Source organism: Ancylomarina sp. YFZ004 (assembly GCF_054254355.1).
The window spans coordinates 379,228-404,565 of the sequence record NZ_JBTCHQ010000004.1 but is presented as its reverse complement, the minus strand read 5'-3'; the positions used below and the strand labels follow the sequence as shown (position 1 = coordinate 404,565).

Genomic DNA, 25,338 nt, shown 5'->3' with positions numbered 1-25,338 from the left:
TTTAAAATAAAAATCAAAAAAAACAGATCAAACACAAATTCTACAAAATGCTTATTTTAAGGTAATTAAATTTATTACACTTTTAAAAACATTTGTTGGATCAAAGTCCGATAATCATGAATAGATCCCAAACCACAATAATAAAAAGCTTACCAAAACTGATTAGCTTCGTTTTACTTTTCATAAACGCTTATGCTCTACAAGCACAAAAGCCCGCTTGTAATTTCAACGATACAAATGGTTATTTCTACCACTGGGATTTTAGTGCTGAGAATCTGGAGTTCGATTTCGTATTGGAAAATCTTACCGATGAAACAATTACCGATAACATCTCAGAATATAAAATTAATTGGGGTGATGGCTCTAATATAAATGGTGTTAAGAATAAAAAGTTCCCTCTCAAACACACCTATGACACCCAAGATCAGTTTGATTTGGTTATTACAATCATCTATTTAGGAGAAGAATACTCTTACGATTATATTGTATACAATACGGTACCCGATGCAGAAATTGAAAAGATTGAAGGAGATAACGGATGTCTCGGACAAAAATTCATTTTCAAATTAAAAAATTACGAAAATAATCCTCGCTCAACAACATATCGATGGACTTTTGGAGATGATACAATTCCAATAATTTGGAATTACGACAGTATCATTGACAACTCTGCAATTATGAGCCATGTTTATAAAAACACCTCTTGTGACTTTGAAGGTGATGAAGATCATTTCGCAACAACTGTAAGCCCAAGAATAAGAATTGATAGAAATAACCTAAAAGGATTTGGAGTAAGTGTAAATGACATAACTATTTCCAAAAACATCAACTTAAATATAGAATTCTTTAAAGATGAAGAACGTAAAATTATAACAGATAACCACACAGGCTGCTCAAATAACACAATTTTTAAATTTCAAAACAATTCAAATTATGGTTTAGATGATGCTTTTTGTGAAGCTACAAATAATCATGAATGGACTGTAACAAAATATGAAGATGGAATAGAAGTTGGAAATGGAGAATTGGGAACTGATTATTACTTTGTATCAGGAAGTGCAGATTCGAAAGGAAACATTTCGATAAAATTTTTAAAAACAGGAGCCTACAAAATAACTTTTTACTTGGCAAACGCCTGTAGCACTTCTGTAGAAACTACCGGAGAAATTTCCATTTACGAAAATGAAAACACAACAACTTACACTCCTCATAATTTTTGTCTAGCCGATGAAGAAATCGTGAGTCTCACAACAACTGAAGTTCCTGAGATTGAAGCCATACAAAAGACCACATACCTTTGGACTTCTACATTAGGAGCCTACGAGTTTGTTGATGGTACCAGTTCAATTAGTCAAAATCCTAAAATAAAATTTAACAAGGCTGGAAAACACACCGTACATCTGCAGAAAGAATCTCTTTGCGGTACAGAAGAATACGAATATGTGGTAGAAGTTTCGGACAAACCTGTAGTTCTAATAAATACGCCAACAGAAATAATAAATGGAGGGCACTGCGGGGCTTTTACATTTACGCCCAGTGCCACATATACTGACAATGGGAAAGTGAGTTTTGGTATTGTAAGTAATGAAATGGTAGAATACCTGTGGACTTTCGATAACAATGGAATCATTTCGTCATCGAGTTTACGCGATCCTGATCCCGTTACATTCTCAAAAATCGGAGCGTCAAGTATTCGTTTTAAAGCACGAAATTCACAATGCGGTTGGTCTGATGTGCATCAAATCGAATTTAACATCTTTGCCATTCCAGAGATTTCGTTCACACGCTTAGACCCCTCGTGCGAAGACGAAGAGATTGTCTATAATGCATTTCCGGAAGCCATGAAGACCTACACCTGGCTTTTTGGTAATGGCAACACAGTAAATGGTCAGAATGCCACAAATACTTTTATGACAGCAGGTGCTTTTACCGATCGCTTAACAGTAGTCTCAAATGATGGATGTACTAATTCCGTTGAAAAACGAACTACGATTATTGCCAAACCAACAGTTAATGCTGGTGCCAATATGTCAATTTGTAACAACGATACTTCTTTTGAAATTACTGATGCAAGTTTAGAGGACTATCTTTCTTTTACATGGACCTCGACCGGAGATGGAACTTTCTCAGATGACAAAAACCTTAGTCCTACTTACAATTTAGGCGCTGAGGATCATGCTAAATCAACAATAGAACTAACCTTAACTGCAGAAGGAAATGGAACTTGTGGCGAAGAAATTGACCATAAAACAATCTATATTACCCCTGCACCTATTATAAGCTTTGACAAAACCACTGATAAAATCTGTCAATATTCTACCTGTGATATTGAAGGTGTAGTAGTTGACAATGCTAAATCACTTGAATGGACAGCTAGTGAAGCAGGTTCATTCTCAAATAAAACCTCAACCCATACAAGCTTTACTCCTACTTCTGAATTTTCAGGAACAATCACCCTAACGCTAACAGCATATGGTAAGGGGAATTGTCCTGTAGCACAAAAAACATTTAAGCTGGAGGTTGTAAAACAGCCAACTGTAGATGCCAAGGATAATGCCAGAATATGCGAAGGAGAAGAAGTTAACTTATCTGGTACTTCAAGTAGCTCTATTAATAAATGGGATAGCTCAGGTGATGGTGTTTTTTCAGATGAGAATTCTTTAAATGGTACATATATTCCTGGGATTAAAGACATCGAGTATGGTGCTGTAATTTTAGGATTAAACGCTTTAGGCGATGCACCCTGTAAAGCGCATGATATAAAAAGAGTTTATATTTCTAAAAAACCAAATGTGAATGCTGGCGCTGATGCGAGTATGTGTAAAACAGTTACAAATTACATGATTCAAACAGGAAGTGCCCCAGACATGGCACAAGCAAGCAATTATCTAAATCTCTTATGGTCCAGTTCGGGTACAGGTAGCTTTACATACCCAACTGCCCTCAATGCCACTTACACCCCATCAGAAAAAGATTTAACAGATGGAAAAGTAGAATTAAGTATTGAAGCCAAACCAGAAGGAAGTTGCTTAGAGGCTGTGACTGATAAAATGACCTTAACATTTACAGACCCCCCGGAGGTAGATGCAGGAGTTGATATTACAAATTGTCAGGGCAGTATTACAAACTTAAATGGGGCTGCACAATATACCTCATCCATATTGTGGACCAGTAACGGGGAGGGAAATTTTGACGATGCCACGAAATTGGATGCAAAATACATAGCAGATCCAAATGAAACGGGTATCATCACCCTAAGCCTTACAGCACAGCCAATAGGCGCCTGTAGTGCTATAAGCGATAATTTGGAATTAACGCTAATAGCCAAGCCAGTTGCAAATGCAGGAGTCGATAATGAGATTTGTGCTGATGGAAGCTATAATTTAACAGATGGGAGTAATCGAGCATCGGTTTACTCAGCGCAATCAGTATCTTGGTTAAGCTTAGGTGATGGTAGCTTCGATACACCTAACTCCTTAAATGCGATTTATACACCAGGAGTTGAAGATATCACAAATGGAAGTGTGATTCTTCAGCTAACAGCAAATTCCAATAAACATTGTGCCGATCCCCACAGTGATGAAATGACGCTTACAATTACGCCCTTAGCCATTGCTTATGCAGGAAAAGATGAAACAATTTGCCAAGGTGGATTGTATGAAGTTACGACTGCAACAGCAGAAAATAGTTCAAGGCTTGAATGGAAAACATCATCTCCCGATGGGTATTTCGAAAACGGAGAAACTCTCACTCCTATCTACCATCCGGGTTCAGTCGATATGGGAGAAACAACACTAAGCCTATTCGTTTATGGGAAAGGTTTCTGTTCTTCTGTTCAGGATGATATGATATTAAACATGACACCTGCACCAGTGGTAAGTCTATTGGATAAAGCTGATATATGTGAGGATGGAATATATTTAGCAACAGAAACAGTGATAGATTTTACTCCTGGTTACGTTTGGTCTACAACTGGATTAGGAACGATTACAAATGGAGATGGTCTGAAACCTACTTACACCGCCAAAATAGGTGAAATAGGTGATATCAATTTCTGCTTAAGCGTAGAGGGTAATGGCTTATGTGATGATAAAACAGCCTGCACAAACATCACAATTGTTCCACATCCAACAGTTGAGGCTGGCGACGATGGAGAAGTTTGCACCAATCAAGTTTACCAAATGAATATTGGTGATGAAGCTGGGCAGCTAATGGCTAACTCATGGTCTACCATAGAATATGCAACATCTGGCGATGGTTTCTTTAAGAGTGAAGAAGGATTAAACGCCAACTACATTCTGGGTGATAATGACAAGCTTGCAGGCCAGGTTAAAATAACGATTAAGGCTAACTCTATCAATCCTTGCAATGAATTTGCAGAAGATGATATGATGCTGACAATCACGCCTGCTCCAATAGTTAAAGCTGGAGCTAATGATGAAGTTTGTCAAGGTCAGGCTTACACGTTATTAAGTGCACAAGAAGAAAACACCTCCAGTTTATTGTGGAAAACAAATGATGAAGGTAGTTTCTCTGACGAGACTATTCTGTACCCTATCTATACTCCGGCGGATGGAAAAACAGGGATTGTAAAACTGGAACTCATCGGGAGCGGTCAAGGCTCTTGTTCCAGTAGCTCTGATGTTATATCTTTAAATATTATCCCCATTCCACATGTTAGTACTGGTGATGACGCAAGCATTTGTTTTGGAAAAAACTATGATTTAATAGCAACAGAAGCCACCTCTTTTTCTACAATTCTTTGGACCAGTTCGGGAACAGGTAGCTTTAATGACGATTCAAAATTGAAAGCCATATATATTCCAAGCGAGGAGGATTATATTTTAGGTTCGGTTCTTTTAAAAATTAGTGTTGGGGGACTTAATCCTTGTACCCTTAGTGCAGAAGATGAAATGTTGCTAAGTTTTACACCAGCCCCTACTGTCAATGCAGGAGAAAATGCTCAAATCTGTCAAAAAACAGGCAGCTATACAATCAAGCAAAAATCAACAGCTTACCCTTTGGGTTCCCAAGCTGACAATTACAGTTCAATCATATGGGAAACAACAGGGAAAGGTTCGATACAAAACAGCAATACCATTGAACCTACATATATCGCAAATCCGGATGAAACAGGAATTATCCATCTAAGCTTAAGAGCTAATGGAAATTCCAATTGCGATCTGATAGAAGACGAGATGCTATTAACCATTGTACCTACACCAGTAGCTGATTTCACAACAGGAAACTCTTGTGTAGGCAATCCAGTTCAATTCGAGGATCTAAGTACGGCAGGAATCTACAATATCACATCCTGGTTATGGACATTTGAAGGTGGTACTACATCAGAATTGCAAAATCCAATTCATCAATTTAGTGAGGCGAAAGACTATAAAATATCGCTGGTCGTTACTAATAGTGAAGGTTGTACTGAACTTATCGAAAAAATGATCCCTATGAATCCTTTGCCTGAAATGGATTTCACCCACGAAAGCATTGCAGCTATTCATATCCCTGTCGAGTTTAAAAATAACAGTCTTAATGCCATTTCATACTCTTGGGATTTTGGAGATGGTAATACATCTACCAATTTTGCTCCAAAACACACTTATACAAACAAGGGCTTTTACACAATAGAGTTAACTGCTAAATCTAAGGATGGCTGCTTTAACACTCTAACATCGGAAATTGAAGTTATTGGAAAACCTGAAGCTCGCTTTAGTAAAACAGCTGATGGCTGTGGTCCTTTAAGTATAGAATTCACCAATTTATCAACAGGAAAATTCATGAACTATTTATGGGATTTTGGCAATGGAACACAATCGACCGAAGCCAAGCCAAATCCTGTAATTTATGAACAAGGTGTTCTTAGCGACACCACTTACTTTGTCAGTCTAACTTTAGAAAATAAGGCCGGAATTTCAATATTTAAGGATAAGGTTATCGTTAAACCCCACCCCATCCCACTATTTGAAATTTTGCCTTCGGCCTACGGCTGCTCTCCTGTTGTTCGTGAACTCTTTAATCATTCAACAGGATTATCGACAGATTACGAATTCGATTTTGGAGATGGCACGACTTATACCTATAAGGCTAAAAAAGTGGAACGTCCATTTGAACACACGTATGTTACTGGGGAAGAAAAAACAATATATCCTATTACCTTGCGTGCAACAAACGAATGTGGCTCACGTTCCATAACTAAAAACATGACAGTTTATCCCAATACTGCAGTAGCAGTTATGAAAGTTGAAGATGCTGAAGGTTGTGCCCCTTTTACTGTTGAATTTCAAAATCTATCAACCGGAACAGGTGATTATCTTGAATCGGACTGGATATTTGAAGATGGAGAAATGACAGTACGCGATTATGAAGGAAAAACTGTTTATCACACCTTTGAAAAAGCAGGAATTTATCAGGTTCAATTAAGTGTGCACGATACCTGTGCTACAGATTTAACAACACGGGAAATAATTGTGAACGATGCCATAGCCATCGATTTTGAAATGAAAGCACGCAAATTTTGTATGTTCGAAGAAGTACAACTGAGTATTCCAGAAAATATCATCAATCAATTTACAAATTTCACATGGAATTTTGGTGATGGAACCATTATTGAAGGATCAAACATCAGCCACCGTTTTAATAAAGCAGGAAACTACCTAATTAAATTAAGCGCGATTTCAAAAGAGAACAGTTGCCCGAAAACACAAACCAAGGAACTTGTAATTCATCAAAAACCCATAGCAGACTATAGTTTATCCTCGAATGAAGGCTGTGAACCATTTCAAGTCAGCTTTATTAATAAATCTAGTTTTACAGATTACTATCAATGGGATTTTAATGACAGTAGTAAAAGTTCCGCAAAGAATCCAAGGCATAATTTTTCACAGGGTAATTACACCGTTTCTCTAATTACAGAATCAAATGAGGGCTGTCTGGATACACTAAGCGCAGATATATTATCCCGTCCAAAACCTATTGCTCAATTCGAAATGGACATTAACAGATCCTGTATCATACCTGTAAGCTTAAAAGTTCAAAACACCAGTACTGATAAAGAATTTAACGGTTATGTATGGGATTTTGACAATGGGACAATACAAACAGATAAACAAGCTATTGAAGAAACTTTTGTAAGTGAAGGGAAATACAATATTAAATTGATTGCCGAAAATCAATTTCATTGTACCGATACCTTCACCCAAGAATTAAATGTCTACAAAGCTCCTGTACCCAAATATAAAACCGTATCGAAAACAAGTTGTCAGGATGAACTGATTGAATTTGCCGATATGTCAACAGATAGCAAATATTGCTATTGGACTTTCAGTGATGGAGCCAGCTGTGAAGGTAAAAATGCAAGCCATATCTTTAAAGATTACGGCAGGTATGATTTAACACTCAAAGTTGTTGGTGATGGTAATTGTGCAGATAGTTTGTTTGCTAAAAATGCCATTTTTGTCTATCCTAAACCCGATGTTAATTTTACGTGGGAGAATATAAATACCCCACCTGATGGTATAGATATACCAGAAGGTATATCTCCTCCGAATAATGGTTTAATCCAATTTACGAATCTAACTGAAGTCGTGAACAAAGACTGGATTAAAGACAATAAATATACATATCATTGGGATTTTGATGACTTCCAGCTATGTCAGGAAATAGATCCACTGCACAAATACGAAAACAATGGGACTTTCCATGTCAAATTAACTGCCCTTTCAGCTTATTCTTGTCAAAATATAATTTCGGAACCCGTTGAAGTTGATCTGATGAGCAGCCTATTTGTTCCCAATGCTTTTAATCCAGGGAATCCAAATCCGCAAGTTGCATTATTCCTTCCCAAAGGAATAGGACTTTATAGTTATGATATTGAAATTCTTGATCATTGGGGAAAAGTGGTTTGGTTTTCCAATCAGATAAAAGATGGTAGGCCTGCTGAAGGATGGGATGGAACCCTTGAAGGAAAATCTCTCCCTCAGGGAATATATATCTGGAAAATCAGAGCCGTATTTAAAAATGGTGCCACATGGCAAGGCATGAAAATACATGGCAAGTATCATAGAGAAGGTTCAATCACGCTTATTAAATAGCGAAAGTTCAATCTAAAAAAAAGGGAGTTTCCTCGTAAGGAGCTCCCTTTTAAACACATAACTATCTAGTTCTGATATAGCGTTACATAACCAAAAGTTTAATAGTGAATAGGTTCTATAGCTTTTCCTTTTTTCCAAACAGGTAGTAAATGGCTTGAGTTATCTTGAATTACTTTATTAATCCATTCTTGAGAATAGCCTACTGTTTCAGCTCTGCCCTTTTCATCTTTTATATAACCATCATTGTATTTCGTAATCAGATGCTCAGCTAGTTCAAGCCATCTTTCTGCGACTAAATCAAGTTGGTCATTAGAAAAATCTGAAAGAAAACCTGCTGCTAATTTTGGATCTATTTTGTATAGTTCTCCTGCAGCTTTATCGATAGCAGGGATATATGCATAGAATTTATCTTCCAATTCTCTTTGTACTTTTTGGATATCCTTAATCATATCCGAATACCTTAAATCAGAATAATTAGATACAAAATTAAATCTCCACCAAGCTGAATCCCAAGAAAATTTCTGAAGTGTTCCTTGTCCCCATATCTTCGATATTTCTTTTGTACAAGAATAAACAGGCGTGTAGCAAGTGTAATAGGTGTCATCATAGCCATACCATAGCACCCCTCCGATTTCGTTAGGCAACCACGATCGTGATTGAGCAATAAAAGAAAATGCGGTGTTTCTTGTGGAAATAGGTCTCTCCCAAACAGCAGTTTTCCCATCTGATTCGAGAACTAGAGGACGACAACGGTTAGGACTTCCGAATGGACCAGCTTCTATTCCTTTTGTCATATCAAATGCAGTTCCTTCGTAATGATCTCTTATCAAATATGAAACCGCTTTTACATCCAATTTAGAATCTGGTTTTATCCATAAAGGGTATCGTTCTGCACCAACAACACCACGGTGATAATCTGTTGACAATTCTAATGAGGGTGCACATCGGTTAAACATGCTCCACACTCTTGATTCACAATATCTCAAATTTGAAGGATTGGATGGATCATAGGCTTCATTAAATCGGAATGGCTCACCAGATTCAGGCTTATAATAGCCTTTCTCGATGGCTAATGAAATTACATTCTTAGAATAAAGACAATTCTCAGGATCATCTAAGGGAAATTCTCCGATTCTAGACTTGTTGGCATGTGCTGAAATGTAACCATCAGGCACTTTTCTTGCTACCCAAACTGCGCCTTTCCCATCTTCTCCAGTTCCAGCCATTTCCAGAATCCAAACTTCATTGGCATCGGCAATAGAAAAGGATTCTCCTTCGCAATTAAAACCATATTCCTCAGCTAACTCTGTCATTACTTTTACCGCTTCTAATGCAGTTTTCGATCGTTTAAGAGCGAGTTGCATCAGAGTCCAATAATGAAGAAGATTTGATGAATTAACCAATTCGGCTCTTCCTCCAAAAGTTGTTTCTCCTATTGATACCTGATGCTCATTCATATGTGGTCCAACAATGGCATAAGTGTGTAATACTTGTTTTATAGCACCTAAAACATTGCCACTCCAATCCTTTATTTCAAGCATTTCTCCAGGCTTATAGTCTGCTGCTTCTACCACCCTTAAACGAGGATGAAATTCGCCATCGCAGGTGTAAACAACCATAACAGAACCGTCCTTTGAGGCGCCTTTAGTAACAATAAAATTTGTACAAGCAGAAACATCAAAGATGGTACTGGCTTGAATAAATACGATTAAGAAAAATAAAAATGTTTTGTGCATAGGTTTATGATTGAGTTAAGTTATTCGGGGGTTTAGGTTCAGTTCAATTGATATTCATCAGTCAAACCTTCCGAAATTATTAAAAGGACTCAAATAAACAAAGCTCAAGTGGAGATAAAGACAGAGAACAAGAGTAAAATAGAAGCTTTCTTATTTATTAAAAAAAATGAAGAAGTAAGCCATTAAAGGATGTGAAAAAAGGGAACTCCATGAAGAAGTTCCCTTAATATCTTGAAAAGAAGAGCCTAATGACTCATCTGTTATGCTTGTTCTAGTACTTAAAATTTGACGAGTTTGGCATAACACCAACAGCAAATGATTTCATTTCCTGAGCCTCTTCATCATAAACAACAACTTCACCTGCCTGACCGAAAGTTGCATTACAACACCAGATATTTCCATTCTCAGGGTTTACATCAATACCATAGAATGTTTTATCAAGAAACTTCTCTGTTGGTAAAACAGTAGCTTTATAATCCATTGCATATACTGCATCTGACATAAAATAAATTGTCTTTTTATCTTTAGAGATACAAATATTTTTCAAACCTGGTGTAGAAATATCTGTCAACTCGTAAGAAGTCACTTCATTATTTGCGACACTAATTTTTGATACACCTGGTTCAGCAAGTCCAATTAAAGCCCAATTGCTATCGTAACTTGGCTTACCTCCGCAATACACCCATACATCTCCATTTGCATCAACAACCATATCCTTAGGACAGTTTTTAACCTCAAGAGTAGTTACCACAGTGTTAGAGTTAATATCGATAACAGATACTGTTTTATCGCTATTAGACCATCCACCAGAGTTTGCCACATAAAGCTTATCACCTGATAAAACCATTTTCTCTGGACCAGCACCCACTTCAATTCTTTTTACAATTTTTAAGGTAGTTAGATTAATAACTAAAACTTCATTTTTATCACCTGCGTTAGCTCCACTACCATTAGACACATACGCTATATCACCAACCACGGTAATATCACGTGGATAGCTTAAATCTGTAATTGACTCTACATGCTTAAACGTAACTTTATCAACAATCTCAACATAACCTGCCCCAGTCGTTGTAGTCGCTGTAATAAGAGCATATTCATCTGAAAAAGTCATAGACTGAGGAAATTTTCCTAATGGCAAACCATTAACAGACTCAAAATAGTTTAGAGTAGGCTCACCTGAAACCTTATCGATAAAAGTGATACTCCCGTTAGTGCTTCCTTCATTTAACACATAAATTCCATCAACACTCACATTGGGGATTGAATCATTATCATCATCAGAACATGACACAAATAAAAGACTTGCTACTACAAGATACATCGCAAGATTCAATACTTTTTTCATCTTATTTTAAATTTAATTGTATAAACAACTTTATTTCAACTTAATATTAAGCCCCAAATAAAAGGCTCTCCCAGGCATAGGGTAAAATTTAACAAGTTCGTATGACTTATTAAATATATTTTCAACTCGTCCATTAAAACTAACATCTGTTCCAGCTAGTTTTAGCTTATACGCTCCATTAATATCCAACAAAATATTTCCTTCTAAATTATCTCCATCATTCGTTTTTGTATCTGAACGATGTGAGGCTAAAAGTCCAACACTCCATTTTTCGTGAATCAAATCACTCCCCAATTTCACAATATGATGAGGACGATACGCTAATTCCTTTTTATAATTCGTAGCCATTTTATCATTATAATAAGTATCATTATAAGCATACTTCATTGTGAAATTGAACTTATAATCATGATATATATCCTTATTATAATTGGCTTCCAATTCAACTCCTTGAGAAAGAACTTTACCAGTATTCTTAGGACTCCAATAACTTCCATCGGGTTGCCATGAAATGGCATTCGTATTATCAGCCCTATAATAATTCAAATCAATCCCCATTAAACCATCGGCTAATTTTCTTTCCAGCATAATCAAGCCTAGCTCATAATTCCAACCTTCTTCCGATTTAAGATTGAGATTCCCTCCAGGGATCCAATACCTTTCGTTAAATGTAGGTCTGCGGTAATGGCTTCCAACTTTAAATCGAAAGTCGAAAATATTTGGTAAAACATGAACCAATGAACTGGCTGCAAACATCGATGGCGGATCAACCTCGCTACTTTTATCTTGAGTCCATGATAAAACGAATTTTCCAATTCGCGGTGCATAATTGGCTACAATCCCAAATTTCGTTTCATTTTCCGTAATCGTATTCCCATAAGCCGATGCATCAGCTTCCAGATAATTATACTTTAAATTGGCATCGAAACTCAACTTTGAAGTCGCATACCAACGGACATTCATTTCATTAATCAAACGTTGAGATGAAATTTTAGAATAGATCTTATAAGGGCCTCCTACCGTCTCTTTATCGGTATATTTTAAATTATCCGACAAGTATGCAATTTTGGCTTCTACACGAAATTTGTTGAAAAGATGTTTCCATCCCACAAAAGCTTTTATAGAAGAATCTCTTTGTTTCTGAAGGCTATGAGGCTTTCCAATCCCCATCAAACCTGCTATGTTTTTATTCTTAACCTGATACCAAATGCCTAAATCAATAAAATGCTCATTCAAGTTAAAATGAAGATCCTGAATTATGCCATAATCCTTATTTTCATTATGATTTAGCTTTTCTGTGGGCGAACCAAAATCATAAATATCGTCATACTCGAAATCATTTTTACCATATCTGTAAAACACTTGACCTGAATACGAAATATATTTGTTAGAGTAAGCTCCAACTAAACTCTGTTTTGAATTTGAAAAACTACCGTATTCAGAAATGAAATTTAAACGTGAATGTTTTTTCCAAGTAGGTATATTGGATAAATTGATAGCACCACCATATGTACCACTTCCATATAAGGATCCTGGAGCTCCAAAAACAACCTCTATATCGTCAAAGGCTCCAGCGCTAATTAAGGAAAGATCGGCTGAACCTGTAGTCACTGAATTTACTGGAATCCCATTCCAATTAACCGATGTGTGAGTAGCAGATGCCCCTCGAATACCTACAGTTGATAAAGCTCCTAAAGAACCATTCGATGACATATTAACCAGTGAAACCTTTTGCAATAGTGTGGCCAAATCCTGACTTCCATATCGCACAAGGGTTAATGAATCAATTTCCTGATGCTTTTCAGCTTCTGAAAAATGCTTCAATCTAGGTGCTAAAATATCAATGGTATTAATCTGAATCGTATCGACTCCAACAGTTTGACTCCAACTATTTAAGCTTATAAAGCTTACTAACAGCACAAGTAATAATTTCAACTTCATCTTATAATTGATAAAGAAGAAAACACAAGGATAGAACAATAGAAATATCGCATTCGATCGTCTTCCAAACATCTTCTCCGAATGTTTTGAAAAATAAGTTTGCATTGGCAGGTCTTCTGACTTACTCAACTTTTTCGGCCTTCCCATCCGCCTAAGGCGAACAGTGGCATTGCAGTGAAAAAGCTTTTTTCTGAGCTTACAGCTACGGGAACAGCTCCGGACTCACACCGGATTCCCTTTTCATCTCCATCTGACAAAAGTCAGATTCACGAGAACCAATTACGCTGCAAATGTATAAAAAAAAACAAAATCAGACGACCTAATCTCTTATTTGGAACATATTCCTAAACACACTATAAATCAACAGCTAACAAACCACCTATCATAAAAAAAGGATGTTCCACAATTGGAACATCCCTTTTTGAGTGAATTAATAGATTTTAGAATCGACAATTGAACTTAGCCATTATCGATCTTCCTGGCATATTGTAAGCATCTTTTTCAGTGTAATTTTCATCCAATAGATTGGATACTGTCAAACCTAAAGTATATTTTTCTTTGAAAGTATAAGAAACAGAGTAATCGAAAACGTAAGATACCGGATGACGTAACAACTCTTCGTTAATCAGATCAGAACGTACTTCCTTACCATTGAAAATAATTGGTTCCTTTGTAATATTTGGCCAATTTGAATAATCAGCCATATATATATAGTTATTCTCATAACGATGACCGATATATCGTCCATTCAAACGTGTTGTGAATCCTTTCAAATTATCGAATTCCAAACCAAATGATGCGGTATTATCGCGGACATACCTCATAGCTCCTTTTTGATTATGGCCCTGAGCATCCTTGTATTTCAAATCTGCATCAATAATATGAGTGTAATTTAAGTACGCTCGTAACGAATAATCATAATCACTTAAAGCACCAAAGTCATAAGAAGCAATCAATTCTAACCCCTTCATTTTAGCTTTTTGTGCATTTATATATGTTGTACTATAATCTGGTAAATTTGATCTTATGATCTTATCCTTATGATGTGTGCTGAAATAAGTTAAATCAAAATTAATCCCTTGCTTAAACTTATTGTAAGTGAAACCAAAATCTACGGTGTTTGATCTTTCCGGATCAAGGCCAGGATTACCAACTGTTACTGAAGATCCTCTTGTATACTCACCAGCAACCTGATAAGCTTTTGGTGCTAAAAAAGCATCTCCCCAACTTGTATGAGCAGAAAGACCATCAAGTAGTTCAAATTTCAAACCAATATTTTTAGTAAACACCCAATAGTTCTCACTACTTTTTAGGTTTGCTAAAAGCTTATCAGCTTCCAATTCAAACTTAACATTATCACCACGAACCCCAATTAACAGATTCAATTTTTCATTCGGCAATTTAAACTGAGATTGTGCAAAAATTCCTGTTGATATATTTTTATGATTAGGTTGATAAGGAGCTTCTATCTCACCAGAGGGTTTATAGTTCTTACTCTTGTAACTTTCAGTTTTATTATCTAATCCAAGAGCTAAAGTGTGGTCTCCAATTTGATAAGTATCATGCAATTGAAATCCATATGTTTTAAAAGAACTTACAAAGTCACCATAGCCATCTGAACCTACATCATAAGTTTTGTTATCCTCATCAGAATAATATGGCGAAAATTTAATTTGATGGCCATCTAGATTTCCCATTAAATCAAACCCGAATGAATAACGTTCAATATCTTTGGAATCCATACCTTCAGTATGCCAAAAGTTACCGGGTGTCTCAACATCATCAGCTTTGTAGTATCCCCCATTAAAGTTTATTTCCCAATTCTTTGAAAGAATAAAACCAATTCTAGAACTCACACTATAGGTTTCGAACTGAGAATTCTCCATTCGTTCGCCATAGGTAGAAGGATCTAAAATAGATTTGGCATATTCTTCATCGTAAAGATTACGATTACCAATTTTATAATCCTTTGCTTGTCTGTTATGAGCCAAAGAAATATCAAAATTCGTTTTATCTGATAAAGCGCCTCCCATAGAGAGGTTTGTTTTAGACGTTTTAAAACTTCCATATTCAATCCCAAACTGGCCTGCTAATTCACCACTATTCTTTTTCGTTACCACATTAATAACCCCAGACATAGCTGCTGATCCATACTGAGCTGAAAAAGGTCCTTTCAACACTTCTACTCTTTCAACATTTTGTAGGTCGATACTAGCAATATTATCTGTTCCTGAAGGTTTTCCGTCTATTAATATAAGTGTATACTTAACGGATGGCGAAGGTGTAAACCCACGCATACTAACAACGGCTGAAACACCTGGATATTGAAGAATATCAACCGAAGATGAACGTTTAAGTAAGCCAGCCACATTATTGGCTGGTGATGCTTTAATCACACGCTGAGTAATCACATCTACCTTTTGAGGTAGATCCTTAACTTTAGATTTAACGCGTGAAGCGTTGATTTGTACTTCGTTTAGATTCAAATGACGAACGGAAGTGGAATCTACCACAGGTTTATCATCAGCTTGAGATGCAAAATTCATAAATGAAAGCAATGCAAAAGCCGTTAAAAAAGTTCTTTTCATGTTTGATTTTAATAAATGAAAAACATTTTAACTAATGCAATGCAAACAGGGAGCTAAAAGAAAATATTACAACATGACACAAAGGACCAGTTATGGCAGATCAATCCTTACTTATCTGAGTTGATATTATTTTCGTTCACTTGCTCTTTTTCCCGAAAGCAATGACTTGTAATTGATTGCAAAGGCAGGTCTTCTGACTTGTTCTACTTTTTGAAGCCTTCCCATCCGCCTGAGGCGAACAGTGGCATAAGTCGTTCAAAAAGCATTTATAGAACTTACAGCTACGGGTATAGTCTCGGATTCACACCGAATTCCCTTTTCATTTCAATCCTGAATTATGAGGACTGAAATACCAAATGCAGTGCAAATATAGATAAAAAAGAGATTTATAAGCATAATGATTAAACAATTTTAGACACGCACCTAACAAACACATTACCAACAATATGAACGCGAATAATAAATAAGCAACATCATATTTTATGAATATTTTCGCTAAAACAAGTCGAATTCTGTCATACATATTGCAACAAATAATTAAGATGAATAGTCCAAATGAAATAGATTTATTATCCTTGCATATCGCTTATTAAAAATTGACATACAGACTAAACATCTTCAATTTAATATGCTAAAGCGACTCAAGCTCAAACGACTAAAAACACGACACATGCTTAAAACCTTTATCAAAGGATTTCTCTTTACCTGCCTATTGGCAGTGATATCTTGTACGCCAAACAAGGACAGTATAGAACTCATTCAGGCAATCAGTAATAGACAAACAGAAGCGGCACTTGACTTAATCGAAAAAGGCGTGGGATTGGATGCACGAGATACTTTAGGTCTCACTCCTATTCATTGGGCAGCAAAAAGAGCTTTACCTAAAGTTACAGATGCTCTTTTGCAAAATGATTGTGATATCAACAGCTTAGACAAAGAGGGTTATACAGCACTAAACTATGCAATCAGAGCCAATAATGCAGAAGCAACAGATTTACTACGTAAGGCTGGAGCGGTTGTTTATAAGAATGGATTATCAAACTTGAGCGATGGCCCTTTTGTTGATAGAACTGAAGATGGGCTTTATGCTTACTATTTAAAGCACGATTCTCTTACAAGTAAAACCTATCTCACTGGGAAATTCTTGGATAAAAAAATAAACGCATTCAAAGGTTGGGCAGGCGATACATGTTCTTACTCCCTAAGAGAAAGTCAAACTCCAAACTGGCAAGTGAAAACTAAGGAACCCATTTTCGTTTTAGGTGACATTCATGGGCAATTTGATAGAATGATAAATAACCTACAAAGTCATAGTGTAATAGATAAACAACTGAAATGGAATTGGGGAAAAGGCCATTTAGTATTTGTAGGTGATATTTTTGATAGAGGAAATAAGGTAACTGAAACGCTTTGGTTCATTTATCGTTTGGAGCAAGAAGCTGAGAAAGCTGGCGGGCAAGTTCATATTACGTTTGGTAATCATGAATTAATGGTACTCAATAAAGACAACAGATATATCGCTCGTGACTATAAAAGTCTTTGTAATAATCTGGGCTTAGACTACGATGCTCTTTTTCATCCAAATTCTGTATTGGGAGAATGGTTGCGTTCTAAGAATTCAATGACAAAAATAAATGACATCCTTTTTGTACACGGCGGAATCTCTCAAAAACAAGTTGATTCAGGCATTAGCCCAGATCAAGTTAATCAGCTCATGAGACAATATTTGGTAGCAGGATCAAATCCTGGAAATGCAGAAGACTATGCACAAATATTGAAATCATTTGGCCCTTTTTGGTACCGAGGTTATTTTATGGATAGATCACAATACAAGCAAATCAAGGAACAAGAGCTAGATGAAATACTTGAGAAACTCAAGGTATCGCATATTGTTGTTGGTCATACCGAAAACGAAATACTAAGCTCAAGTTATAATGGGAAAATTATTGACGTGAATATTCCTTTAGCAGATGATTCAATACCGAATCAAGCCTTACTGATTGAAGATGGTAAATTCTATCACTTAAATGAAAGTACAGATAAGGTATTATTAAAATAAGTCAGATTGAATTCATAAAAAAGCCTCAAAGACATTTGTTCTTTGAGGCTCTTTTTTAATCGGTAATTTCAATCGAATTTCCTTCCGGATCTTGAATAACACTTTCATAATAAGCATCACCAGTTACTCTGGCTTCTCCTTCAATTTTAAAGCCATCACGTCGTATTCTTTCAGTCAATTCATCGACCTTCATCTTACTCCCTACTGAAATAGCAAGATGCGTCAAGCCATACATTCCATCTCTTTCTCCCAGTCGATCTGAAATATCTGATCGGTGCATAATTTCAATTCTCGCACCGTTCTCAAAAGATAAAAAATAAGACGAAAAGCCTTTCTTTGCATTTACGTATTTGTCATTGCAAGCCATAGAAAAGTAAGTTTGATAGAAGTCCTTCATTCGTTCTAAATCTTGAACCCAAATGGCAATATGATCTATTCTCATTTAATACAGTTTATAGTGATTTTGTAAGATTTACTATATAAGTTCCATCTTCTTTAATTCCACAATCAAATTCATTTCAGGCTGAATATGAATCGTTTCAAATCCCATTCTATTAGCTGCCTTAATATTATCTAGATTATCATCGATAAAAAGAGATTCCTCTGGAATTAGCTCATATCTATCCAATAAGATTTGAAACAATTTTTGATCTGGTTTCACTAGCTTTTCCTCTCCCGAAACAACTACACCTTCGAATTCCTTGAAAAAGGGAAACCGTTTATAAGCCAGTGGTAAAGTTTCAGCTGACCAATTTGTCAGACCAAAAACTCGATATAATTTCTTCACTTTATACAAGGCCACAACATTTTCGGGAATATCACTTCCCATCATCACTCCCCATTTATCGAAAAAAGTTTGGATGTAGCTAGAATATTTGGGATGCTTTTCTTGCAAGAGCTTTATGCCCTCAGCAAATGATCTTCCTCTATCCTGCTCCACATTCCATGTGTTATTACAAACATGAGTAAGAAAATAATTCATTTCTGATGGATCGGAAAACTCATCTTTAAACAAGTATATCGGGTTCCAATCAACCAACACGCCTCCAAAATCGAATACAATATTCTTTATCTTCATTCTAATTCTTTTTAATCTGTTCTTCCCTTAATCTTTTTCGATAATCAGATGGGGATAAATTTTTGTACTTTCTAAATTGCTTTGTAAAATAGGAAGGGTTTGTAAAACCACTCTTAAACATGATTTCTGAAACGGTCAGACTTCCCCATTCCAATAGATAAGTTGCATTATTAATCCTAAACTCATTTAAATAATCCATAAAGCCCTTGTTGCTGATTTGTTTGAATACTCGGCAAAAAGAATTTGGAGTCAAATTTAAATGTGAAGCGATATCATTTGTACTAATTTTTCTTTCATAATTCTCATTGATGTAATCCAATATGCTTTTGAATCGTTCAGAATGCTGATAATCCATACGGTATTTCTCAAGTAAGAGTTTGGTATGATTATCTATCTCACACATCTCTAAAAATATCCTCAAGACAGACAAAAGCTGTTCAGTCGGATTTTGATCATGTATAGATTCAAAGATGTATGCCAATTTATTCTTAAGCTCATTATTGAAAATCAAAACTCTGTTGGATGATTGAATCAAACTTAAAACAGCTTTCATCTCCGGGAAAACCTGAAGTCTATTCAAAACGAAAGCTTCATTAAAATGGATCACCAATTCGAAGTTATCTTCAAATTCACGGTTGATAAATCCGAGGTGAGGCAAATGAGGTCCAAGAAATACCAAAGCCCCATTTTCATAATCATGTACACAATTATCCACACTTATTCTCCCCTTTCCATTCTTTACAAAAACGATCTCATAATCGTTGTGTAAATGGAATTTAATGTGGGGACAAGTCGAATTAAGATCGTAACGATTGATCTCAAATGATTTCTCTTCTTTATATGTCAGATACTCTTGCTTGGAATTCATGATTCAAAATTACCATATATTCCAAGAATATCATACCAATATGAATACATTGAGCTAGAATAAGAATAAATACACTCAGTAAAAACGAATTCCTATCATAACACATCTTATATAGATGTATTCAATTTTTATATCTTTGATACAATCAAATTATTTAGCATGATGGAATACTATAAATACGGAGAAAAGGAAGTGAATTACCTGAAAAGCAAATGTGAAAAAATGAATGAAGCAATTAATCGCATTGGCATGATTGAACGTCCAATTCTACCTCATCCTTTTCAAGCTCTTATTTCAAGTATTATTAGCCAGCAAATATCTACCAAAGCGGCAAAAACAGTTAAAGAAAGATTAAACAAACTGATTGGGAACATAAGTGCTGAAAATATTCTTAATGCCAGTCATGAATCCATTCAATCCTGTGGCATGAGCAATAGAAAAGTAACTTATATAAGGGGGATTGCCGAGGCTGAACAGGCTGGCACGATTAAGTTCGACAAGCTACATGAACTCAGTAATGAGGAAATAATAGTGAAGCTAACTGCCTTAAATGGCATTGGCGTTTGGACTGCCGAAATGCTAATGATCTTTTCTTTAAGACGTCCAGATATCATAAGTTATGGTGACCTGGCAATACGTAATGGAATAATGAAATTGTATGACTTAGATAGCTTATCGAAAAAGGAATTTGAAGTTTACAGAAAGCGATTTTCGCCATACAACACAGTTGCTTCTCTTTACTTTTGGGCCTTGGTAAAAGAAGTACAATAAGCACCCTATTTGCACATGTTATTCACCCCTTTCAGGGATGATGTGTAAATTTGCCTAATACCACCCATTACATGGGTGGTTATTCAGATTTAGCCACTTCGTGGCACACAATAAAAGTTAATAATTAATCAAAATAAAATAAACGCACTCATTAATACCATGAAAAATACCAAGTTACAATTCATGAAATAATACCCAGAAATTATTTTGATGTATTCACTCCACACTAAGATGAGTAGTAAATCGATACAAACCTAAAAGCCCCGAAGGTGGCGACAATCCCAGTAAGGGGTTATGCATTTTCAAGAAAAAGCGTTCATCAATAAAACTACTACTAAGAAGTCCACAGGGATCCAACAGAATAAGTTCTAGCTCTTCCGCTAATTAAAACTCTATCGCCACAATTCTCGCATTGTAATTTCCCAACACGTTCCGAAATTTGCATGGCTCTCATCTCCTGCTTGTTTAAAACATCTGCCCAGTAGGGAATTAAGGAACAGTGTGCTGATCCTGTAACAGGATCTTCCAGAATCGAAGCCTGAGGTGTAAAGAATCGTGAAACAAAATCACAATTATCACCCACAGCAGTAACAATTACACCACCTGGATCCAGATTAATCTGATCGAAAACTTGCCTATCAATTTTTATATTTCGAATATCAGCCTCAGAATCATAGACCAAAACATAATCCCTTGATTTAAGAACTTGCTTAGGTTGAATGTTTAAGGCATCCTTAATTTGTTGAGGTAATTCAGCCTGAACTGGCATTCTCGAAGGAAAATCTAATGTATACAAACCATCCTTAACACTGACATTCAAATCACCACTTAAACTCTCAAAAACGATTCTCTCTTTGGGATAATTCAAAAATTCTTTCAGAACATAAGCACTAGCCAAAGTTGCATGTCCACATAAATCCATTTCAACATCGGGAGTAAACCATCTTAGATGCACCTTTTCTTCATTCACAATAAAAAAAGCCGTTTCGGGGACGGCATTCTCCTTTGCAATTTCAAAAAGTAAATCATCTTCTAACCATTCTTTTAAGGGTATTACACAGGCTGGGTTCCCTCCAAAAACTTTATCTGTAAAAGCATCAATTTGATATAGGTCCAATTTCATTATAACATATATTAAGGAGAGGTTCTTATTTCTTTAAATAGGCATAGGCGGATTCACCTGATGCAAATGTTAGTTCACTTCTTTTATAGTCATCAACTTCATAAGTATCAGCCATCAGCAACTCTTTATCTGTGAGTTCGAATATCATTCCTTCTACAAAGTCCATCTCAGCCCCTGTATATACAAGGATAGGATGCATATCCGTTCCACTCGATTTTATAACATTCGGATCAGTAATTTTAATGTTCGAAAGCGTATATTTTCTTAAAGCATCTTTTTCACCTGTTAAAATTCGTTCAAATGTATCTAACTGTACTCTCTCAAATTGAAGTGTTCCGTATGAAAATAGTTTTACCATTTTTATTCTCAATCTTATTCGTTTGTTGGTTTAAATCTGGCTGCTAAAGCTCATCTATTTTAGCAGCTAATATAAAATCATTTTCATGTAATCCATCTATTTTATGTGTCCAAATTGAAACGAGAACCTTCCCCCAAGACAATATCATTTCTGGATGATGATTTTCATCTTCTGCTATATCTCCAACTTGATTTACAAATTGAAGAGCATGCTTAAAATCAGGGAATAGAAATGTTTTTTCAATATGATGATCTTCAATAAGTGACCAATTACTGATATCAGTTAAATAAACTGTTGCTTCATCACCTGTCAGTTTAGGTATTCCTCCTTTACAAGGCTCACACTTTTTTTCAGATAAATACTTCATTATAATGCTTCTTGAAATTGCTTTAGTTGGGAGAAAAAATCTTCTCGCAAGCTCGTTTCTTTTATGCCCACTTCATTAGAGAAATTCTCATAAAAAGAAGGTAAGGAAAAGTTTAGGATCGGTTTCTCATTAGCACGCTCATATCTTGCTTTCGCCATAGCCAATACAGATTTCCCGCCATGTCCTCCTGGTGACGTCGCCATCAAAAACATAGGACGGTTTCCCCAAACATTCGATTCGATTCGAGATACCCAATCATATATATTTTTATAGGCGACAGAATACGCACCATTGTGCTCTGCGAATGAAATAAGAATCCCATTAGAGTTTTCAATCAAGGCTTTAAACTGATGTGCTAATTCAGGAATTCCAGATTCAGCTTCCCTATCTGCAGAATAAATCGGCATCTCAAAATCATTCAAATCTAAAAGTTCAAAGTCTATATTTTTCAGCTCTTTAGATGCATAATGCGCTAAAACTCTATTGATGGATTTTGAACTATTGCTTGCTCCAAGGGATATTATTTTCTTTGTCATGAAAGTATTTTATAGATTAATCTCATAGTCTTTGTAACGACTCTTGCTTAAAGATAGAAAAACACTTCTAAAAGACTCAGTTCTTAGCTTGAAATCAATATCAGTTTAATTGATACATAGATAGCCAATATCACTCCCACCACTTTTTATTTTCTTCTCTAGTCGCCTGCTCAATTTCCTCGATCGGATATTCAATAAAATCGTCAACTAACCTCAATCCATTAGTCTCAAAATTTTTGGGTACTTTTATAAATGAAATCAGATTTGAAAGAACATAAGTTTTCCAACCCCTATCTAGATACTTGGAATTAAATAAATAAAACGCTTTATCGTAGTGCTTAAATAAATCATCATGCATTGAAGGAGGTAATTGAAGTCCCCAAGCACAAAATCTAGGCTCCTCATTGTTGTAACTCTCCCACGTTCCTATAAAAGAATTAAAACCGTCCTGACCAAACCAGGCATTATTCAAATTAAAGCCATGAGGCGATATATCAAACATGCTTTTAAAATCGCCCGTAAATCGACCAACATGACTTTGATTTGGGTTCTCATTCAAGACATATGTACCATAAATAATGCCAGCAGATAGAGTCGGCTCGTCACAACCACTTCTTGCTTCATCGAGCAACATGATTTGATCAATAGTCATCGTACCCTGAAAGTCGCAAACATTATTTTTCACTCTCGATTTCCCTTTCACATGATATTTAAAATGAGATTTAGAATCTTTAGATATCTCAATAAAACGTATATCTATTCTTTGATTATCATCTCCAATTGTGCCCTGAAAAGTTCTTTCATTCCATAGTTGGCAATAATCTGACTTTATATTTTTCTGGGTAGCTTCAGTATAACAATCTTGAGCGAAAAGTGATGAGCTTATGGATAGAATAAATAAAAGATGGAGTAAGGTTTTCATAATTTAGCTTTCAGATGACTTTGATTAGAAATAAACGCGTAGTCTATCAAATTTATGAAACTCAAACCTGCAAACAAAAAAAAAGATGCAATCACACGACCGCATCCTTACATATCTACATTGAAACTTAATTCGAATACTAGTCAATTATCAAATCTTCTATAGGAAGTCTTTTTCTTGGAGATGGATTTTCATCTGGATAACCAATTGGTAGAACTGCTACAGGATAAAGATTCTTATCCCATCCGAAGTATTCACGTATAGCTTTCTCATCAATAAGCCTCATCCAGCAAGTACCTAAACCGAAATCTAATGCTCTAAGCGCAATATGTTCGATTGCAATGGCAATATTAAAAGCGACTGATTTTTGGAGATCCTCAATTTTTAGTTGAGATTTAGCTTTAGTCGTCTTATGAAGGATTTCGCAAATCCCATCGTCAAAAACACCTATCTCACCAAGATCCTGAACGCCTGAAACACGACCATCTAAATATCCTTGTACATCAGCACATACAACAAGTACAAGGGGAGCTTCACTTACAAACTTCTGATCGAATGAGAATTTTTGTAATTGCTTTTTTGTAGCCTCATCTTTCACAATCTTAAATCGCCAAGGCTGAGAATTACATCCAGAGGGTGCTAACCTTGCTGATTCTAACAATTCCATTAGAACCTCATCAGAGATAGGATCAGTTTTGAATTTTCGAATACTACGTCTGTTTGCTATGGCTTCTTTAGTACTAAGCTCTTTGTAATTTTTCATGCTACCTTTCTAATAATGTATTTAAGCGTGCAAAAGTAATAGGTATAGAGCTATATTCTTACTTCTGAATCTCATTTTTATTGAATTCTTCTTTGCTTATTCTATAATAAACCGAATGCCTTTATAATCTATTGTTCTATTTCAAGAATGAACAATATGACCAATTTGGATTTTCATTTTCAATTTTCCTACCAAGACATATAATTTCTTAATTATAGCTTCATCTAGCAACCATTGTTCAGTAATATATATTCCTAAAGTAGACTTATTCTTCATTTCAGAAACAATCCCAACATCGATATGATTCACACAAAACTTTAACCTAGGATCTAATTTAAAAATATCTAAAATTAAAGATTGAGTACCCTGACTATTTAAAAGTTTCCCTGATGATCTCGCATCGTTTTCTTCAATAAGAATTTTAGAGTCGAAATTCTTCGACTGTGTAGTAAACTCACTCTTTTTTAAAAATGGATTCACTTTATCCAGAATATTCTTCTGGCGAATCTTAATAATAGTAGATGATGGAAAATCAACTGGAAAGAAGAATCCACTGTACATCGCATTGTCACCTATCGCAACCATATCACAATAATTTACAAAATAGGGCTCATCCTTTGTTAAGCTTGATATAATAACGTGTTGCTTAACTAGATAACGAGGATTCACCCCGCTTGCAACATACGTTTTATCATCAAAGTCAATCTCGCGTTTGGTTTTCTTAGCAAACTCTTGTAATTCTTCAATAGCTGTTTTTTCTTCCATTCTCTTATTACTATTT

17 protein-coding genes and 2 riboswitches are annotated in these 25,338 nt (G+C 35.6%); of the genes, 3 read left to right on the top strand and 14 right to left on the bottom strand.

From position 1 onward, the window contains the following. The first annotated feature begins 116 nt into the window (after positions 1-116). A complete protein-coding gene (locus tag ACXR6G_RS09325) occupies positions 117-8,099 on the top strand; it encodes a PKD domain-containing protein (RefSeq protein WP_458361152.1) in 7,983 nt (2,660 codons plus the stop codon). A 98-nt stretch (positions 8,100-8,197) separates the two neighbouring features. Here ACXR6G_RS09325 and ACXR6G_RS09320 read toward each other — a convergent pair whose 3' ends face one another. The 4 genes from ACXR6G_RS09320 to ACXR6G_RS09305 all read right to left on the bottom strand — a co-directional run bounded on the left by ACXR6G_RS09320 (position 8,198) and on the right by ACXR6G_RS09305 (position 15,712). Then, positions 8,198-9,835: a dipeptidase gene (locus ACXR6G_RS09320; RefSeq protein WP_458361151.1), complete on the bottom strand. Its 1,638-nt coding sequence runs from the start codon at positions 9,833-9,835 to the stop codon at positions 8,198-8,200. Between the two features lie 271 nt (positions 9,836-10,106). After that, positions 10,107-11,183, bottom strand: coding sequence for a hypothetical protein (locus ACXR6G_RS09315; RefSeq protein WP_458361150.1), 1,077 nt, complete (start codon positions 11,181-11,183; stop codon positions 10,107-10,109). 30 nt (positions 11,184-11,213) lie between these two features. Continuing rightward, entirely contained in the window at positions 11,214-13,229 is a 2,016-nt protein-coding gene (locus tag ACXR6G_RS09310; protein ID WP_458361149.1) for a TonB-dependent receptor plug domain-containing protein, read from the bottom strand. Beyond that, positions 13,213-13,419: riboswitch (cobalamin riboswitch) on the bottom strand. It overlaps the preceding gene by 17 nt. Positions 13,420-13,564: 145 nt before the next feature. Beyond that, positions 13,565-15,712 (bottom strand): TonB-dependent receptor plug domain-containing protein, encoded by a 2,148-nt coding sequence (locus ACXR6G_RS09305; protein ID WP_458361148.1) that lies wholly within the window; start codon positions 15,710-15,712, stop codon positions 13,565-13,567. A 166-nt stretch (positions 15,713-15,878) separates the two neighbouring features. Then, positions 15,879-16,085, bottom strand: a riboswitch (cobalamin riboswitch). 297 nt (positions 16,086-16,382) lie between these two features. Here ACXR6G_RS09305 and ACXR6G_RS09300 point away from each other — a divergent pair. Then, on the top strand, positions 16,383-17,771 hold the full coding sequence (locus ACXR6G_RS09300; RefSeq protein ID WP_458361147.1) for a metallophosphoesterase: 1,389 nt from the start codon (positions 16,383-16,385) through the stop codon (positions 17,769-17,771). A 55-nt stretch (positions 17,772-17,826) separates the two neighbouring features. On the opposite strand, the gene ACXR6G_RS09295 is transcribed toward ACXR6G_RS09300, so the two are convergent. Genes ACXR6G_RS09295 through ACXR6G_RS09285 form a run of 3 tightly spaced genes read right to left on the bottom strand, consistent with a single transcriptional unit; the run spans position 17,827 to position 19,717 of the window. Beyond that, complete coding sequence (locus tag ACXR6G_RS09295; protein ID WP_458361146.1) at positions 17,827-18,213, bottom strand: VOC family protein; 387 nt, start codon at positions 18,211-18,213, stop codon at positions 17,827-17,829. A 33-nt stretch (positions 18,214-18,246) separates the two neighbouring features. Continuing rightward, positions 18,247-18,849: an HAD family hydrolase gene (locus ACXR6G_RS09290; RefSeq protein ID WP_458361145.1), complete on the bottom strand. Its 603-nt coding sequence runs from the start codon at positions 18,847-18,849 to the stop codon at positions 18,247-18,249. Between the two features lies 1 nt (position 18,850). Continuing rightward, positions 18,851-19,717: a helix-turn-helix domain-containing protein gene (locus ACXR6G_RS09285; RefSeq protein WP_458361144.1), complete on the bottom strand. Its 867-nt coding sequence runs from the start codon at positions 19,715-19,717 to the stop codon at positions 18,851-18,853. A gap of 159 nt (positions 19,718-19,876) precedes the next feature. Between ACXR6G_RS09285 and ACXR6G_RS09280 the strand changes: the two genes are divergently transcribed. Beyond that, positions 19,877-20,488 carry a DNA-3-methyladenine glycosylase family protein gene (locus ACXR6G_RS09280; RefSeq protein ID WP_458361143.1) on the top strand — a complete coding sequence of 204 codons (612 nt, stop codon included), beginning with the start codon at positions 19,877-19,879 and terminating at the stop codon, positions 20,486-20,488. Positions 20,489-20,822: 334 nt separating this feature from the next. On the opposite strand, the gene ACXR6G_RS09275 is transcribed toward ACXR6G_RS09280, so the two are convergent. The 7 genes from ACXR6G_RS09275 to ACXR6G_RS09245 form a co-directional block, all read right to left on the bottom strand. After that, the gene (locus tag ACXR6G_RS09275) at positions 20,823-21,611 is read right to left on the bottom strand and encodes a PhzF family phenazine biosynthesis protein (RefSeq protein ID WP_458361142.1); all 789 of its coding nucleotides are present in this window, start codon (positions 21,609-21,611) and stop codon (positions 20,823-20,825) included. 25 nt (positions 21,612-21,636) lie between these two features. Then, a complete protein-coding gene (locus tag ACXR6G_RS09270) occupies positions 21,637-21,969 on the bottom strand; it encodes a gamma-glutamylcyclotransferase family protein (protein WP_458361141.1) in 333 nt (110 codons plus the stop codon). A gap of 43 nt (positions 21,970-22,012) precedes the next feature. Beyond that, positions 22,013-22,336 carry a 4a-hydroxytetrahydrobiopterin dehydratase gene (locus ACXR6G_RS09265; protein WP_458361140.1) on the bottom strand — a complete coding sequence of 108 codons (324 nt, stop codon included), beginning with the start codon at positions 22,334-22,336 and terminating at the stop codon, positions 22,013-22,015. Next, positions 22,336-22,872 (bottom strand): NADPH-dependent FMN reductase, encoded by a 537-nt coding sequence (locus tag ACXR6G_RS09260; RefSeq protein ID WP_458361139.1) that lies wholly within the window; start codon positions 22,870-22,872, stop codon positions 22,336-22,338. The genes ACXR6G_RS09265 and ACXR6G_RS09260 overlap by 1 nt, the downstream gene beginning before the upstream one ends. A gap of 130 nt (positions 22,873-23,002) precedes the next feature. Then, the gene (locus tag ACXR6G_RS09255; RefSeq protein WP_458361138.1) at positions 23,003-23,794 is read right to left on the bottom strand and encodes a hypothetical protein; all 792 of its coding nucleotides are present in this window, start codon (positions 23,792-23,794) and stop codon (positions 23,003-23,005) included. Positions 23,795-23,933: 139 nt separating this feature from the next. Next, positions 23,934-24,557: a nitroreductase family protein gene (locus tag ACXR6G_RS09250; protein ID WP_458361137.1), complete on the bottom strand. Its 624-nt coding sequence runs from the start codon at positions 24,555-24,557 to the stop codon at positions 23,934-23,936. A gap of 141 nt (positions 24,558-24,698) precedes the next feature. Further along, complete coding sequence (locus ACXR6G_RS09245) at positions 24,699-25,322, bottom strand: hypothetical protein (RefSeq protein ID WP_458361136.1); 624 nt, start codon at positions 25,320-25,322, stop codon at positions 24,699-24,701. Positions 25,323-25,338 lie beyond the last annotated feature (16 nt).